The organism is Streptosporangium sp. NPDC005286 (genome assembly GCF_040607515.1).
Classification (GTDB): domain Bacteria; phylum Actinomycetota; class Actinomycetes; order Streptosporangiales; family Streptosporangiaceae; genus Streptosporangium.
Map to the genome: position 1 here is coordinate 23,920 of NZ_JBEXGU010000083.1, position 15,342 is coordinate 39,261.

Here is a 15,342-nt window from a genome sequence, read left to right on the forward strand (position 1 = left end):
GACCTGGGGAAATTGGTACGGCTGGTGCCAATGTGACACCAGCCGTACGCGATGGAGGGTCAGCAGTTGGGGGCGCAGAGCCGGCGCTTCATGCCCTCCAGGAAGAACTTCCTGACCTCCAGGACGTCCTTGGCGATGTACGCGTCACCGCCGGTCGCCTTGGCCAGGGCGTCCATCTGGCGCTTGCCCTTGGGGGCGTCGGGGCCGAACGCGATGATCAGGACGCTGACCGGCTTCTCCGGGTTGAACTGCTCCCTCAGCCGCTTCAGGATCTGCTGGTTGCTGATCCCCCCGTCCGGGTCGTCGTTGCCCGCCCCGTCGGTGAGGATCAGCACCGTGTTGATCTTGTCGCTCTGGTATTCGTCGGTCATCTGCTGGTAGGCGGCGGCGAGGGTGTCGTTGAGCCCGGTGTCGCCGGTCGCCTTGGCCTGGGCGCCGATCAGCTTCTGGTTGATCACGTCCCTGCGCAACACGCCGTTCATGTCCTCGGTGAGCGGGCCGACCGGGACCGTCTCGCGGTAGTCGACCCCCTGGCCGTCGAGGTGCGTGGAGAACTCCCACAGTCCCAGCTCGCTCTTGGCGGGAAAGAGCTTCATGCCCTCGACGGCGATCCTGCTGATCGCCTGCATCCGGGTCATGCCGGTGCCCGGCACCGGCAGGGCCATGGTTCCCGAGACGTCCAGCAGGGTGACCAGCCTGGTGCCCAGCTTGATCCGGGACCAGGTCTGCGACATCCTTGCGACGGTCTTGCCGTCGGGTGGCTCGATCGCCTGCGGCGCCTTGGCCTGGAAGCCGGCGGAGCCGGAGATCGCCTTTCCGCCCTTGCCGTCCGGGGTGCGGAAGCCCTGATCCTGCAGGGTCTTCCTGGAGGGCTCGCTGGCGAGTTCCTTCTGGAACGCCTCGGCGGCCTTGCGCACGGCGGCGTCCTTGGCGGTGATCACCACCGGGTAGTCGAGGTTGATGGTCCCCTCGGCCGGATAGAGCGGCACGGCGGGAACCTCGGGCTTCTTGACCTTGTTGAACGCCCAGACACCCTGCTCCGAGGCGATGCCCAGCGGGGCCTTGCTGCCCTTGACACCGAGGCTGGACAGCAGCGCGTCCTGGTCGCGGACCGTCGAGGTCGATCCCGACAGGTTCTTGAGCGCGCCGACCAGCTGCTCCTCGCCCGCGCCCGAGGCCGTGGCCACTCCGGCGGCGGCCAGGAGCGCGCCGAGCCCGGCGGCGTTGAGCGAGGGGTCCAGCACCAGCACGCGCACCTTGCGGCCGGGACCGTCGACGTTGGCCACGTTGGCGGCGCTGATCATGCCGCCCCAGCTGGCCTCGCCGAAGCTCTTCTTCAGGTTCGGTATCACCGAACCCGAGGCCACCATGACGATGGGGGAGTGCGCGATGGACGCGCCCGCCTCCGGCGCATCCTGGTTCCTCGCCCGCAGGTTCGCCACCCACAGCCCCGAGTCCGGAATCCACAGGTCCATCGGGGCGGCCTTGCCGCCGACCCCGCCCAGGGAGGAGGCCACGGTCGCCGAGGCGCCCTTGGTCACCGCGACGGTGGTGCACCTGCCCTCGACCTCGTGGGCCGCCTTGTTGAAGCGCTCGGCGATCTGGGACAGGGCGGGCTGGATGTCCGGCGAGGCGGTGATCCGCAGCGGCAGTGCGTCACCCGCGCACCCGCGGTCGCGGTTGATGACCACGAACGCGGCCACACCGAGCAGCACCGCGAGGGCGACGGAACCGGCCAGCGGGACCAGCACCTTGCCGCGTCCCCCACGCCTCCGCCTGGGCTGCGCCTCCCTGTAGGAGCTGTAGCCGTCCTCGAGTTCATCCGTACGGTGACGTCCCACGGTTCCCTCTTCGATGTCGATGTCAGGAAGCTAGCGGGTCACCCTATCGGGAGGTTGTCCGCAATATTCACGGAACTGTACTTGGAACGGTTACTGTGGCAAAACACCCCTTTTGGTGCTGTTATCACCATATGTGTTTACAGTGGCACCCTGCGCTCCGGTGGCCGCCGGTGCCGGGAGTGCTCGTCCGCCGGTGGGGGAGGCGCGTGGTCAGTGCCGGCAGGAGTGCCCGTGCCATGCCCTGAGTCCCTCCCGCACCGCCACCGCCGCCAGCAGTACCGCCATGGCGGGATCCACCCACCACCACCCGGCGGCGTTCAGTGCCAGTCCGGCCAGCACCCCGGTGGCGAGTAGCGCGCACATCAGGTTCTGCGTCCCCTCGCCGGCGGTCGCCGCCGAGCGCAACCGGATGGCCAGCCGCCGCTTGGCCACCCCCAGAAACGGCATGCCGATCGCGCTGGTCGCCGTCACAGCGATTCCGAGCAGGCTCGGCAGGGGCCGGTGGCCCGCGTCCAGGTCGTGCGCCACATGCAGCACCAGGTAGGGGGCCAGCAGCCAGAAGCTGACCGCCACCGCCTTGCGTGCCCGCTCCTCGGCGTGTGCGGAACCGGTCCTCGAACCGGTGAACCGCCAGACCACGATCAGGCTGGCCGCCGCCTCCACCAGAGCCGACGTGCCCCAGCCGATGAGGGCGACGGAGTGCGCTTCCAGCCCCGCGGCGATGCCGAGCACGCTCTCCGCGCCCAGCCAGAGGAGGGTGGCCGCGGAGAGCAGGCGGGCCCTGCGGGCGTCGCGCAGCCACTCGACGCTGGGCGTCAGCACAATCTGGTCGGTCACGACAACCCCCGAATCCCCGATCAACGGCGTTCGGTAATCTAGTCGTCACAGAGTGTTGGAATGCCGGGAAGCGGCAAAGCTCCCCGCAGTGCCGTCTCCGCCGCTCCCCAGGGAGACGGTCTCTCGCCTCCCTGGGCCAAGCCCCGCCCGTACGGCGGCGTGCCCGCGCGCTGTGTTCGTGTCACAGGATGGACCTGCCCAAGTGGATCGTCGGAGGGAAACCCGTGCCGTTCACGCCCAGTCATGTGGCCGCGGTGCTGCCGCTGATCTCCTCGGAGCGGATGCGCCGCCTGCTCGATCCCTGGGCGCTCGCCCTGGGGGCCATGGTGCCCGATCTGCCGATCTTCTTCCCGTTCCTGCCCGACTACATGATCTGGCACTCCTACGAGGGCGTCCTCACGATCGACCCGTTCGCCGTCGTCGTGCTGCTGGCGGTCTTCCATCTGGTGCTTCGCGACCCGCTGACCGCGCTCCTGCCCCCAGGTCTCGCCGGACGCGCCGCGGCCCTGACCCCCGGCATGTACGGGGTGCGGCGGCTGCCCGCCGTGATCGCCGGAGGCGCGGTGGGCGCCCTCACCCACAAGCTCTGGGACTCCTTCACCCACTCCTACAGCTCCGCCATGTGGGGCTGGAGCTGGCTGGACACCCGGGTGGCGGACGTGCTTCCGCTGTTCCGCCTGCTGCAGTACACCTCCACGGTGGTCGGCCTGGCGGTCGTGCTCTGGTGGGCCTGGCGCGGCCTGTCCAGGATGGAGCCCCGGCCGGTCCCCGAGCGGCTGATCATCCCCGCCCGCGGGCGGATGGCCGTGTTCCTGGCCACCGCCCTGTCCATCCTGCTGGGCGCGATCGCCTGGCCCATCGCCTTCCCGCCACGTGGCATGGCCGAACTCGTGACGAGGCTGGGCGCGGGAGTGGTCGTCGGCTGCTCCGCCATGCTCCTCGTCCACGCGCTGATATGGCAGCTCAGGCGGGTCATGGCAGTATTCGAGGGTGCCTGAAGCCATCGACCCCCACCTGGCCGACCAGTTGGCCGACTACGCCGATCTGCGTGACGTCGAGCTGCGCAAGAGCCTGGAGGCCGAGCACGGCCTCTTCATAGCCGAGGGGGAGAAGGTCATCCGACGCGCCGTCGCGGCGGGCTACCCCGTGCGCTCCGTGCTGCTCACCCCCCGCTGGGCCGAGCCCCTCGCCGACCTCCTCGACCCCCTCGAAGGCCGGGTCCACATCGTGGACGACGCCGTCATGGAGGGTGTCACCGGCTTCCAGGTTCACCGAGGCGCCCTCGCCGCGATGGACCGTCTCCCCCTGCCGGCTACCGGAGAGGTCCTGTCCGGCCGCGCCTCCTCCCCGGAGAGAGGGGCCCCGGAGCGGGGCGCCGGTCGTGATCCCGGACGGTTACCCGGCGCCCGGCCCCGGCGCATCCTGGTCCTGGAGGACCTGGTCGACCACGGGAACGTCGGCGCGATCTTCCGGTGTGCCGCCGCCCTCGGGGTCGACGCGATCGTCCTCTCGCCGCGTTGCGCCGACCCTCTCTACCGGCGAGCGGTCAAGGTGTCGATGGGCGCGGTTTTCGCGATCCCCTACGCCCGCATGGACAACTGGTACGAAGGACTGGAGGAGATCCGAGCGGCGGGATACCGGATGCTGGCGTTGACCCCGGATCAGGGCGCCACACCCATGGACACCGCCGAGATGAGTGACCGGGTGGCGTTGCTGCTCGGGTCGGAGGGGGACGGGCTGTCCTCGCGCTGGTTGCGGGAGGCCGACGAGCGGGTGTGCATCCCGATGAGCCCCACCGCGATGGCCGCGGGCGTGGACTCGCTCAACGTGGTGGCCGCCGCCGCGATCGCGTGCCACGGGTTGATGCGCGGTGCCTCCACGGGAGAGGCGCGAAGGTAGTGGAAGCCGCCCCGCACCGCCGATCCGGCCGGAGGTCGCCCGCGCGGCGGTCGCGGCTCAGCCTCCCGCCCCGGGAGCCGCCCACGGTGTGGGCAGCGCCGTAGGAGGGGGCGGCGGGGTGTCGTAGGTTTCCTCGGTGACCGAGGAGACCTCCTGGATGATGATGGTGTTGCTGGTGTTGTGCACCTTGAAGGAGTCATCGAGGGGGTTGCCCCCCTTGCAGGTCATGATGAGGAACCCGGGCTTGGAGAAGGTGTACGCGTAATGGACCGCCAGGAGCGTCCAGTCCTCGTCCGTGTAACCGGCCGCGAAGGAGGCACCCGGATCGGCGTGGGGCTGGGCGGTGAGGATGGTGCACTCGGCGAAGTAGATCTTTCGGGTCTGGGTGACCTCGGCCGCGAACTTCAGCTGGGCGTCGATCACATACGATCCCGCGGCCATCGGGAGCCAGAGCACGTTCGTATCGCGATAGTTTTTGAGCTCCGGTCCACTGGTGATGTTCAGGTATCTCGTCCGCCCGCCGAGTGCGGGGCCTGGGGCGCCCTGGGGGCCGGTCGGTCCCTGCCGGCTCCAGGTGAGCGGCTGTTCCCCCGTCAGGCACGAGCCCGAGGGCAGGGGGCTGGGCGTGGCCGAACCCACCGTCTCCGGGCCCGAGGCGCTCTGCACGGGGATCCTGACGGAGCCCCTGGCGTTGACGCAGGCGGTGATCGTCGCGTCGTCGCCGGCCACGTTGGCGATCGCCATCCCCGAACCGCCGACGAGCAACCCGGCCAGCACGCCGACCGCCAGCGTGCTCTTTTTCCCGCTCATGGTTCTCCCGTTCAGGCGACACCACGTCGCCGCTGGCAGGAACCTTGCAAGACAGGCTTGGTGTTCTCTTGGAAACGACCACATCCGATGAGTCCCACCGCGATGGCCGCGGGCGTGGACTCGCTCAACGTGGTGGCCGCCGCCGCGATCGCGTGCCACGGGTTGATGCGCGGTGCCTCCGCGGGAGAGGCGCGAAGGTAGTGGAAGCCGGACCTCACCGTGCGGGCTCGGCGGTCCCCGGTCATAGCCAGGGGTCTTCCTCGCCAGGCTCACGGAAAGAAGCCGCGGGCTCGGTTTTCTCGGGGGTGGAAAGCCGGAGCCCAGGCGACGGTGCCGCTCGGCCGGACAGGTCGAGGTCACGCGCGTTCGACGATCACGACTCCGCCGCGGGCGCCGCACCGGGCGCGACGTTATCCGCCTCAACGGTGGCCGGTGCCGCGGGGCGGCGCGCGTCCACCTCGATTTCGCTCTGCAGCGAGGGGCCGGGTACGTACACGGTGGCCGGCCAGGGCACCGGCCCGTCGGGATCGGTGTCCACGACCGGCGTGGTGAAGGCGTCGCTGACCGCCATGGCGGCCTCGACCTCCGCCTTGAACCTGCGGCGGAAGAACGGATCACCGGCGAGTTCGGGTCGTACCACCTTCACCGCCACGGACCTCCCGCCGGCCGAGGTGGCGAGGTAGACCCGGCCCATGCCCCCTTCTCCCAGCATCCGGACGATTCTGAATGGTCCGATGGCCGCGGTCTCGTCATCCCTGAGAAAGGTCATTGCCGGATATTGCCGATACGCATGCGTTTCGTCAGGTCGATGATGCTCCAGGGGCGGCCAGGCAGGTGCGGTTCGTACCGCCTGATCACAGCTCGGGCAGCGTCTGCTCGCTCGCCCAGTCCAGGAGCCGCGTCGCGGTCTGGAAGCGCCGGTCGGCGCTGGACTCGCCGAGGATGACGCCGATGAGGCGGTGGCCGTCGCGGTCGGCGGCGAACGACAGGCAGTATCCGGCGGCGCTGGTGTAGCCGGTCTTGAGGCCCAGGACCCCGGGCGTCTTGCCGAGCAGCTTGTTGGAGTTGGTCCAGGAGTGCGCCCGATGGACCTTGGACTTGGCCACCACGTGGCGCCTGCTGGAGGCGATGGTCCGCAGCACCGGGTCGCGCAGCGCGATGTCGGCCAGCTTCGCCTGGTCCAGGGCCGTGGAATGGCCGGGGGCGGGCCTCGGCAGGCCGTCGGCGCTGGCGTAGGTGGTGTCGACCAGGCCCATGGAGCGGGCGGTGGCGTTCATCTTCGCCACGAACCTCGCGTTGCCCGGCCCGTAGACACGGGCCAGGGCGTGGGAGGCGTCCGCGGCCGAGGGGAGCATGACCGCGTAAAGCAGGTCCCTGACGGTCAACCGCTCCCCGGCGCGCAGGGAGGCGTGGGTCGCGCCGTTCGAGGCCGCGTGCCGCACATCCGCCGCCTGGATCGTGACGGTGTCGTCCAGCCTCGCCTCCCTGAGCACGACGTACGCCGTCATGACCTTGGTCAGGCTGGCCACCGGCATCCGCTTGCCGGCCTGCTTGCTCAGGTGGACCGCTCCGGTGCCCGTGTCGTACAGGTACGCGGCCCGTCCCGGCACCGAGGGCACGGAGGCACGCCCTTGCCAGGCGGGCGCGGTGCCTCCGGTGATCAGGGCGGATATCGAGGGGCCGGTGGCCAGGGCCGGCGTCGGAGACGCGGTGACCAGGGTGGCCGTGGCGACCAGCGCCGCGCGGGTGATGAGGCGGATTCCCCCGTGATGCATGCGAGCCATGCTGGCAGAGGCCACCGTCGATATGCGGAAGTTGGCTGTTTGGCTATGGAAAAGTTGACATCGGCGTCGGGTGGGCGAGACCGGGAGAGGCGGCTCTCGGGTGCCGGCGCGTCAAACGGCCCGGGGGAGAATCAGGGAGCGGCGACCTGGCTGTCCGCCTCGCTGCGGGCGACTCGGCGCCGGCGTCGGCGGACGAACCAGGCGATCACCGCGACCGCCGCCACCGCCACCAGGCCCGCCAGGAGCGGCGACCGCACGACCAGCTCCAGCCAGCCCCAGATCACCGAGTACAGGCCGAAGGACGTCACCGGCACCCAGGTCAGGCAGCCGAGCGCGCTGGCCACGACGTACCAGGGATAGGAGATCCGCAGCACCCCGGCCACCCAGGGCAGCGTGTGGCGCAGCCCGGGCACCCAGAAGCAGGCGTAGACGGCGAGCGCGCCCCACTTCCTGACGACCTTCTCGACCCGCAGGATGTTCTCCTGGCCGATCTTGGTGCCCAGCCGGGAGGTGTAGAGCCTGGAGCCCAGGACGTGGCCGACCCAGTAGTAGACCTGGAACGCGCCGAACAGGGCCACGCCGCCGACGATCACCCAGAGCCACAGGGGCATGCCCAGGAAGGACGCGGAAGTCGGGTCAGGGATACCCGCCACAACAGATCGCACTCTGAACGTCACCGCCACGGTTGTTCCGCCTGCTTGACTCGATATTAGGGCAGGCTTACCTCATCCGTTATGGCGGAGCCCCCTCAGGCACACAGACTGCAAGCGGACGTCAACTCCAGAGCAACCACCCTGGCATACACCTGGGAGTAACAAAGGAAGGTGTCTGTGATGGGTTCGCGTAGCAGTATGGCGCCGGTGGTGGCGAGTGGAACCGCGAGTGTCGCCAAGCTGCTCGTCGCCACCCTTGCCTTTACCGGAGCCTACCTGGGGGTGGAGACCGCGTACGGCACCGGTGCCCGCACCCCGGCCGGTACGGAGAGCACGGCCGGTACGGCGACGCGGGCACCGGTGCGGACCGTGGTGCTCTCCTCGCAGTCGGTGCCGGCCACCACGGAGCAGGCCCCGGTGGCCGGTGAGGTCACCGTCAGCGAGCTCGACGCGTTCGGTCCCTGCGACAGGCCCTACCAGGTCCAGGGCGTGGTCGGCAACGACGACCCCCGGGCCGCCGTCTCCTACGGCTGGCGCCTGGAGCGCTGGAGCTCGAAGACCCACCGCTGGTACGCCTACCTGGGCACCAGCTCCGGCTTCACCGGCGAGACGCAGACCGTCGAGTGGCAGCCCAGGATCGTCAACAACCCCGGCTGGTACCGCGTCGTGCTCTCGGTCTCCGGCGACGCCCCGCTGCGCAGCGAGAAGTTCAGGGTCGCCTGCTGAGTCGTGTCAGCCGCCGAGGGAGCGCCGCGCCGCCTCCACCCACCGGCTCACGCCGACCCGCTCGGCCACCGCGAGGGCGTTCTCGTAGTGCGGCCGCACCGCGTCGGTGAAGCCCAGCCGCAGCGCCAGGTCGCCCAGGGTCAGGGCGACCGGCCAGAGTGCCACCACGCCGGTGCCGGCGCCCGCGATCCGGTCGGCGAACGGCTTCAGCGTGTCGTACGCCTCGATCATCCGCTCCCGGTCGTCCAGCAGCATGCCCGCCAGGGCCCGCCAGATCATCGCCAGCTCGTAGAGGAAGTCCGGGCGCACCGGCGTCTTCACCGCGATGACGGCCCTCGCGTCGCGATGGTGGCCCGCGGAGGCGAGGGCCACCGCGTAGGCGTCGAGTGTCCATTTGGCCCCGCGCTGGTGCGCCTCGGCCAGCGGCTCGACCATCTCGGCGGCCTGCCCGTTGACCAGGTTCAGGCAGAACGTGGTGATCAGCGGCAGGTCCTGGCGGCCCTCCAGCATGCCGGCCCTGGCGGTCAGCCGGGCGGCGTCGCGGTAGGCGCGCTCCGCCCCGGCGAAGTCACCGGCGATCATCAGGCGCTGCCCGGCGTACCAGGCGACCACGGCGGCCGGCGCGGGCAGGCCGTACTGCCTGGCCAGCTTCTCGGTGGCGGCCACGTGCGCGTCGGCCTCGGCGAACGCGCCCGAGGCGGCCGCGCACTCCATCAGCACGAGGTGGGCCAGTGCCTGCACCGAGATCTGCCCGGTCGCCCTGCCGACCTCCAGCAGTTCCCTGCCGATGACCTCGCGCTCGCCCACCGGCGTGATGCCGTACGACTGGCGCAGCCGCCCGCTCAGCGCGGTCGCGAGCAGGGCGGGGTCGCCGGATCGCCTGGCCAGTTCCTCGGCCTCCAGCGAGGCCTGCTCGCCCCGGGGAGTGGCCGACCCCTCCAACTCCAGGGCGAGCGTGGCCAGCAGGCTCGCCCGCAGCGACTGCTCACCGGCGGGCAACTCGACCAGCGCCTGCTCGGCGACGTCGACGATCTCCCAGGCGGTACGGGTGAAGTCGCGGGCCATGCCCTTGTGCGGCACCGCCAGCGAGGCGGCCACCCGGGCGGTGAGCTCCAGGTTGCCCAGCGGCAGCGCGGCGTCCATCGCCTCACGCCGCCGCCTGCGGGCCGCGGCCATGTCGCCGCAGAGCGCCAATGCCTTGATCAGCCGCAGGGTCAGCAGCAGACGCTCCCTGGTGCTGTCGGGGGTGTGGGTGATGCCCGACCTGTCGAAGGCGGCGATGGCCTGCTCCCACAGGGTGGCGGCCTCGCGGTGGGCGAAACGGCGCTCGGCCTGCTCGGCGGCGAGCTGGGCGTAGTGCACCGCCTTGATGGCGGTCTCGCTGGTGCCCGCCGAGTCGTAGTGGTGGGCCAGCGCGGCCACGTCACCGGGATTCCTGCGCTCGATCACCGCGGCCACCGCGGCGTGCATCCGGGAGCGGCGCAGGCGGGAGGCGTCGGAGTAGAGCGTGTCGCGGACCAGGTCGTGATCGAATCGGAGCATGCCGGGGCCCGGCTCGGTGACCAGCCCGGCGAGCAGCGCCGCCTCCACCGCGTCGACCACGGCGTCCTCGTCGCCGGAGACGTCGACCAGCACGTCCACGTCGACATCGCGGCCGATCACCGCGGCCTGCAGCAGGATCTGCTGGGCGGCCGCGGGCAGCCGGGAGATCCGCCTGCGCAGCACGTCACGGACGCCCGACGGCACCCCGGAGATCACTTCGGCGGCCGTCGCGCGGTCGCTCACCGCTTCGGCGTCAAGCAGGCGCACCGTCTCGCGGACGAAGAAGGGGTTGCCGCCGGTGCGCTCGACGATGCTGTTGACCGCGTCCTCGTCGACCTCGCGCACGCAGGTCGCCCGGACCAGCTCGGCCACCGCCTTGGTGTCGAGTCCGGTGAGACCGACCCGGACGGGACCGAGCCTGGCCAGCGCGGCCAGCACGTCGGCCTGCTGGTCACTCAGCTCGCTGTCGCGGCAGGTCACCACCAGCAGCACCCGGCTGGTGGCCAGCAGGCTCGGCAGCGCGCGGAGCAGCGCCAGCGTCTGGTCGTCGGCCCAGTGCAGGTCCTCCAGGGTCAGCAGGATCGGCGTCTCCTTGGCGACGGCGGCGAGGTAGCCGCCCACCGCCCGGTGCAGCCGGAATCCGCCGGAGGCCTGGTCGTCGTCGGGCTCGGGGGCCGCGTCGTCCAGCAGCGGGGCCAGCAGCGCGGCGTACTCGCCCGGACCGGCCGCGCTCACCAGGGTGCGCAGGATCTCGACCCAGGCCCAGCCAGGGGGGGTGGCACTGCTGTCGGGGCAGGCCCCGGAGGAGATGCCCCACCCGTCGTCGGACAGCCGTCTGTTGAGCTGGCGGACCAGGGTGGTCTTGCCCGCGCCCGCGTCACCGCTGATGATCGCGACCGTGAAACGGCCGGTCCTGGCCGCGGCGGTGGTCAGCCTGCTCAGCTCCGCGTCGCGGCCGACGAACGGCTCGGGCTCCAGCGGGGGAAGCTCCACCTGGGCCACCGTGGGCCGGGGCGGCCAGGTGTCGGCGGTCACCTGCTGGCGCTGCCTGGCCGGCGGCGGGGCGGCGAGCTGCAGGCCCGGGTCCTGGGACAGGATGTCGGACTCCAGCTTGCGCAGCGCCGGGCCGGGGTCGATCCCGAGTTCCTCGGAGAGGATCGTGCGCGCCCTGCGCAGCGCCGCCAGCGCTTCGCCCTGCCGCCCGCAGCGGTACAGGCCCAGGGCCAGCAGCCGCCAGCCCTCCTCACGGAGCGGGTGCTCGGTGGTCAGCGCCTCCAGGTCGGGCACCGCCTCCGCGGGCATGCCCATCCGCAGGCCGCTGTCGGCGTACCGCTCACGGGCCACCAGACGCAGCTCGGCGAGCCGGTTGACCTCGGCCTCGGCCCACGGCTGGTCGGCGAAGTCGGAGTACGGGGTGCCGCGCCACAGACCCAGGGCCTTCTCCAGGCGGGGCCGCGCGGAGGCGGGGTCGTCGCCCTCCAGGTGCTCTCCGGCGGTGCGGACCAGCGTCTCGAAGCGGAGCGCGTCGACCTGCTCGGGGGCGGCGCGCAGCGCGTAGCCCGAGGCCACGGTCACCAGCAGCCGGTTGGGACCTCCGCGTGGCCGGCCGGGCTCCAGCACCCTGCGCAGCCGGGAGATGTAGACCTGAAGGCCCGACTGCGCGCCCTTGGCCGCGTCGTCGTCCCACAGGTCGTACAGCAGGGAGTCGACGGGAACGACCTGCCCGCGCGCGACGAGCAGGCGCGCCAGGACCGCACGTTGCCGGAGCCCGCCCAGGTCGAGCTGGTCCTCACCGGAATGCGCCTCGACCGGGCCGAGAACTCGGAACGCCACCATGTCAGCCGCCACGCTATGTGGGCCTTCCAATCGCACACAAGGTATTTCCCAATCTAGCGGCCGATCGACTCCTTTTCAGGGGCCGGTGTGGCGTTCTCACGCCGGCGCAGGAACGACCATGCGCCGAGCGCCAGTCCACCGAAGGGGATTTCGACAGTGTAGGTCCAGAACCCGAAAAGCAGTGCGGCGGCGGTGGCGGAGTCCAGCGGCGCACCGAAGAAGACCAGCGCGCCGATGGTTCCCGCCTCCATTATTCCCGTACCGCTGGGGGTCACCAAAGCCGTGGTCAGCACCCGGGACAGGGCGAAGGCGGCGATCGACTGGGCCAGACCCGGGTAGGCGCCGGTCGCGTGCAGGCAGACGACCAGGATCAGCCACTGGAAACCGAGGAAGAAGATCATGGCCAGGGTCAGCCCGGCCCAGCGGTTCCGCACGATCTCGGAGGTGTCGGCCCGCAGCTTGGCCAGCGCCTCGGAGGCGGTATGGCGGCCGGGGCGGATCCGAGGGGGGAGCAGGCGGGCGAGGGCATCGAGGACCCGGCCCAGGACGCCCGCGGCACGGTCCCAGTAGAGCGCGACGGTCACCACGGCGACCAGCACCAGGATGGACGTCGCACCCGCCCAGCCGGCACTGGTCACCGCGGGGCTGAGCGGCTGCCCGCTGAACAGCAGGGCCACGATTCCCACCGCGGGCAGCAGGAACCGGAACAGGGTGTTCCAGATGCCGCTGGTCAGCGTGGAGACCATGACGGCCCGGACGGAAAAGCCCCAGCCCTTGGTCATCGCGAACGTCATCGCCACCCCGGCCGCGCCGCCGAAGGGGAGCAGGTTGCTCACCGCGCTGCCGCCCGCGTTCAACGTCAGGGCCTGCAGGTGGGTCAGGCCGGGCAGGGAGGCGGTCAGCACGAACGTGTAGGCCAGCAGGCTGAGCAGCCAGACGCCGGCCATCAGCGCGACCTCTCCGGGACCCAGCCCGGCGAACTGGGCGCCGATCTGTGACCAGGAGACGTGCTTGCCCGTCATGGCCGCCACTATCTGGGGCAGGAAGATCACAAGTGTGGCGGCCAGCGCCAGCGACGCGACCGACAGCCCAACCTGGAGCAATCTGCTCTTCACGTAACACCCCCGCCCCAGTGTGCCGCTTCCGGACTCATCCTCGGGGAGGAATTTCGAACGGGTGCCTCAGGCGGGAGCCCAGGGGGACGTCCCGCCTGACGTACCACTCGGTGCCGAAGACCAGCCGGTAGAGGGGTTGGGGGATCTTGAGCATGACTCCGAGCGTGCGGGTGTCGGCGCCGGTGGCCTGGGAGGCGTGGGCGGCCATGCTCGCCCGCTTCTGACGGGCGAAGCGCCGCACGCCGACCCGGTGGGTGATCACCTCGCCGGGGGAGTAGGCCCGCTCGAAGGCACGGATGTCGAGCTGCGGGTAGAACCTCCGGACGAGCCGCAGCCCCCGCAGCAGGGGGTCACGGTTGACCGTGGCCTCCAGCACGATCGGGGTTTTCGCGATCTCGGCGGCCCGGCCGCCGACCCGGTGCACCTGGACGTGGTCGGGGTGGCCGTAGCCCCCCGCCGGATCGTAGGTCGTCAGCAGGTCGGCCTTCTCCTCGGTGAGGATGGCGGCCAGCCGCCGGGCGGCCTCCTCCGTGTCGGCGTCGATGAAGGCGTTGTCCGGCCTGTCGTCGGCGATCCCGCCGCCGGGAGCCAGCCCGGAGTCCCCGTAGCCGAGGTTCACCACCCGGGCGCAGCCGAGCGCGGCCGCCGACGCGTACAGCTCGGCCATCCGGGCGGCGCCCAGTGCCTCACCGGGTTCGAGGTCGGCCTGGCCTCGCTCACCCGAGGTCGCCACGACGAGCACCACCCGGTGTCCCTCGGCGGCGAGCATCGCCATGGTGCCCGCGGTCAGCAGGGCCTCGTCGTCGGGATGGGCATGAAAGAACACCGCTGTCTTGACGTTGCTGATCAGGCTGACTCCGTTCGCGAGGGCTGGATGTGCCCTCGGGGGCACGCAGGCATGATCTCACGCGGGTCTACGCTGGCATCGTGAGGATCCTCCACATCAGTGACTGTTACCTGCCGCGCCTGGGTGGGATCGAGGTGCAGGTCGCCGATCTGATCCGGATGCAGCGGGAGGCCGGTCACCATGTCGAGGTGGCGACCGCCACCCCGGGGGAGCCCCTTCCCGGAGTGCACAGGATCGTCGCGGGACTCCCCTTCGACCTGCCGGTCCACCCGTTCGGGGTGGGACACCTGCTCCGTCTGGTGAAAGCGCGGCGCCCCGAGGTGGTGCACGTGCACACCGGCGCGGTCTCGCCGTTCGCCTGGATGGGCGTGCGGGCGGCGACGCGGGCGGGGCTGCCCCTGGTCGTCACGGTGCACAGCATGTGGGACCCGGTCACCAGGGCGCTCTACCGAGGGCTGCGGCTGCTGTTCGGGTGGCACCGCTGGGGGCTGGTGGGCACCGCGGTGAGCGAGGCGGCCGCCCTGCCGATCCGCGCGGTGGCCGGTCCCGGCGTGCCGGTGCACGTGGTCTCCAACGGCCTGGACGTCTCCGGCTGGCGCGCCGCACCCCCTGCCGTGGAGTCCGTTTCTGTGGATTCCGTACGGTCCGACCCGGTGCATGTCGTCGCGGTGGGGCGGCTGGCGCCCCGCAAGCAGCCGATCCGGCTGCTGCGGCTCCTGCGGGAGGCCCGTGCCCTGGTGCCTCGGGAGACGCCGATGCGGGCCACGATCGTCGGGGACGGCCCGGCCCGATCGCGGATGGAGCGCTATCTGAGGGCCAACGGGATGACCGGCTGGGTCTCGCTTCCCGGCCGCTACAGCCGCGACCAGATCCGCGAGCTGCTCGCCGTGACGGACGTGTTCGTCGCTCCCGCGCCCCGCGAGTCCTTCGGGCTGGCGGCGCTGGAGGCCAGGTCGGCGGGGGTGCCGGTGGTGGCACGCGCGCAGAGCGGGGTGGCCGACTTCGTCCGGCAGGGCAAGGAGGGGTTGCTCGGGCGGAGCTTCGACGACCTGGTCGCGTCGGTGGCCAGGCTGGTGCGCGACCGTGAGCTGCGCCAGGCGATCGCGGCGAACAACCGGGAGACCGAGCCCGTCCGCAGTTCCTGGCCCACGGTGCTCGAAGGCTTCGAACGCTGCTACGAGCAGGCCCGCGCCCGCGGGGTCTGACGGGTCCGGCCCGGTGCGGGCGGGGGAGCACCCCGCCGTCGCCTCGGGCCGGCGCTTCCCCGCCCCGGGCCCGCGCGGGTGGGGACCGGGACGCGGGTGGGGCCGGGGCGGGGTGAAACGGGCGAGGCCCCTGCCGTGCGGTGGCAGGGGCCTCGGGAGATTTTGGAGATAGGAAGAGCACACCTCTGAACACCAGTCACAGAAAAAACCATATCGAATTCCACCGACAACAGGGAATACGACGGCA

At 71.2% G+C, this 15,342-nt stretch carries 13 protein-coding genes; 4 read left to right on the forward strand and 9 right to left on the reverse strand.

The annotated features are described in order from the left end of the window. Positions 1 to 59 precede the first annotated feature (59 nt). Positions 60 to 1,841, reverse strand: a complete 1,782-nt coding sequence (locus ABZU75_RS26785) for a substrate-binding and VWA domain-containing protein (RefSeq protein ID WP_355559625.1) — start codon at positions 1,839 to 1,841, stop codon at positions 60 to 62. A 210-nt stretch (positions 1,842 to 2,051) separates the two neighbouring features. Next, positions 2,052 to 2,678, reverse strand: a complete 627-nt coding sequence (locus tag ABZU75_RS26790) for a hypothetical protein (protein ID WP_355559628.1) — start codon at positions 2,676 to 2,678, stop codon at positions 2,052 to 2,054. A gap of 188 nt (positions 2,679 to 2,866) precedes the next feature. Here ABZU75_RS26790 and ABZU75_RS26795 point away from each other — a divergent pair, with 188 nt between their 5' ends. Together ABZU75_RS26795 and ABZU75_RS26800 are read left to right on the forward strand one after the other, a co-directional pair. Continuing rightward, entirely contained in the window at positions 2,867 to 3,676 is an 810-nt protein-coding gene (locus ABZU75_RS26795) for a DUF4184 family protein (protein WP_355559631.1), read from the forward strand. Next, positions 3,669 to 4,577 (forward strand): RNA methyltransferase, encoded by a 909-nt coding sequence (locus tag ABZU75_RS26800; protein WP_355559634.1) that lies wholly within the window; start codon positions 3,669 to 3,671, stop codon positions 4,575 to 4,577. Before ABZU75_RS26795 ends, ABZU75_RS26800 begins: the two co-directional genes overlap by 8 nt. Before the next feature lie 57 nt (positions 4,578 to 4,634). On the opposite strand, the gene ABZU75_RS26805 is transcribed toward ABZU75_RS26800, so the two are convergent. From ABZU75_RS26805 to ABZU75_RS26820, 4 genes are all read right to left on the reverse strand, one after another. After that, positions 4,635 to 5,387 (reverse strand): hypothetical protein, encoded by a 753-nt coding sequence (locus ABZU75_RS26805; protein WP_355559636.1) that lies wholly within the window; start codon positions 5,385 to 5,387, stop codon positions 4,635 to 4,637. 373 nt (positions 5,388 to 5,760) lie between these two features. Further along, a complete protein-coding gene (locus ABZU75_RS26810) occupies positions 5,761 to 6,099 on the reverse strand; it encodes a hypothetical protein (RefSeq protein WP_355559639.1) in 339 nt (112 codons plus the stop codon). A 142-nt stretch (positions 6,100 to 6,241) separates the two neighbouring features. Next, positions 6,242 to 7,162, reverse strand: coding sequence for a serine hydrolase (locus ABZU75_RS26815; protein ID WP_355559642.1), 921 nt, complete (start codon positions 7,160 to 7,162; stop codon positions 6,242 to 6,244). 140 nt (positions 7,163 to 7,302) lie between these two features. Continuing rightward, positions 7,303 to 7,824, reverse strand: coding sequence for a VTT domain-containing protein (locus ABZU75_RS26820; protein WP_355559645.1), 522 nt, complete (start codon positions 7,822 to 7,824; stop codon positions 7,303 to 7,305). Between the two features lie 180 nt (positions 7,825 to 8,004). On the opposite strand from ABZU75_RS26820, the gene ABZU75_RS26825 reads away from it, so the two are divergent. Then, positions 8,005 to 8,550: a hypothetical protein gene (locus tag ABZU75_RS26825; protein ID WP_355559648.1), complete on the forward strand. Its 546-nt coding sequence runs from the start codon at positions 8,005 to 8,007 to the stop codon at positions 8,548 to 8,550. Between the two features lie 6 nt (positions 8,551 to 8,556). Here the strand turns inward: ABZU75_RS26825 and ABZU75_RS26830 are convergent, their stop codons facing one another. The 3 genes from ABZU75_RS26830 to ABZU75_RS26840 are packed head-to-tail and all read right to left on the reverse strand — an operon-like array spanning position 8,557 to position 13,935. After that, on the reverse strand, positions 8,557 to 11,940 hold the full coding sequence (locus ABZU75_RS26830) for a BTAD domain-containing putative transcriptional regulator (protein WP_355559651.1): 3,384 nt from the start codon (positions 11,938 to 11,940) through the stop codon (positions 8,557 to 8,559). 41 nt (positions 11,941 to 11,981) lie between these two features. Further along, positions 11,982 to 13,043: a lysylphosphatidylglycerol synthase transmembrane domain-containing protein gene (locus ABZU75_RS26835; RefSeq protein ID WP_355559654.1), complete on the reverse strand. Its 1,062-nt coding sequence runs from the start codon at positions 13,041 to 13,043 to the stop codon at positions 11,982 to 11,984. A gap of 34 nt (positions 13,044 to 13,077) precedes the next feature. Then, positions 13,078 to 13,935: a PIG-L family deacetylase gene (locus ABZU75_RS26840; RefSeq protein WP_355559657.1), complete on the reverse strand. Its 858-nt coding sequence runs from the start codon at positions 13,933 to 13,935 to the stop codon at positions 13,078 to 13,080. 35 nt (positions 13,936 to 13,970) lie between these two features. Between ABZU75_RS26840 and ABZU75_RS26845 the strand changes: the two genes are divergently transcribed. Then, the gene (locus tag ABZU75_RS26845; RefSeq protein ID WP_355559660.1) at positions 13,971 to 15,095 is read left to right on the forward strand and encodes a glycosyltransferase family 4 protein; all 1,125 of its coding nucleotides are present in this window, start codon (positions 13,971 to 13,973) and stop codon (positions 15,093 to 15,095) included. The last annotated feature ends 247 nt before the right edge of the window (positions 15,096 to 15,342 follow it).

What these genes read in the sequence shown, in the direction of transcription:
- ABZU75_RS26825 (WP_355559648.1), top strand. Translation starts at nt 8,005, where the DNA reads ATGGGTTCGCGTAGCAGTATGGCGCCGGTGGTGGCGAGTGGAACCGCG.
- ABZU75_RS26795 (WP_355559631.1), top strand. Translation starts at nt 2,867, where the DNA reads ATGGACCTGCCCAAGTGGATCGTCGGAGGGAAACCCGTGCCGTTCACG.
- ABZU75_RS26810 (WP_355559639.1), bottom strand. Translation starts at nt 6,099, where the DNA reads ATGCTGGGAGAAGGGGGCATGGGCCGGGTCTACCTCGCCACCTCGGCC.
- ABZU75_RS26805 (WP_355559636.1), bottom strand. Translation starts at nt 5,387, where the DNA reads ATGAGCGGGAAAAAGAGCACGCTGGCGGTCGGCGTGCTGGCCGGGTTG.
- ABZU75_RS26815 (WP_355559642.1), bottom strand. Translation starts at nt 7,162, where the DNA reads ATGCATCACGGGGGAATCCGCCTCATCACCCGCGCGGCGCTGGTCGCC.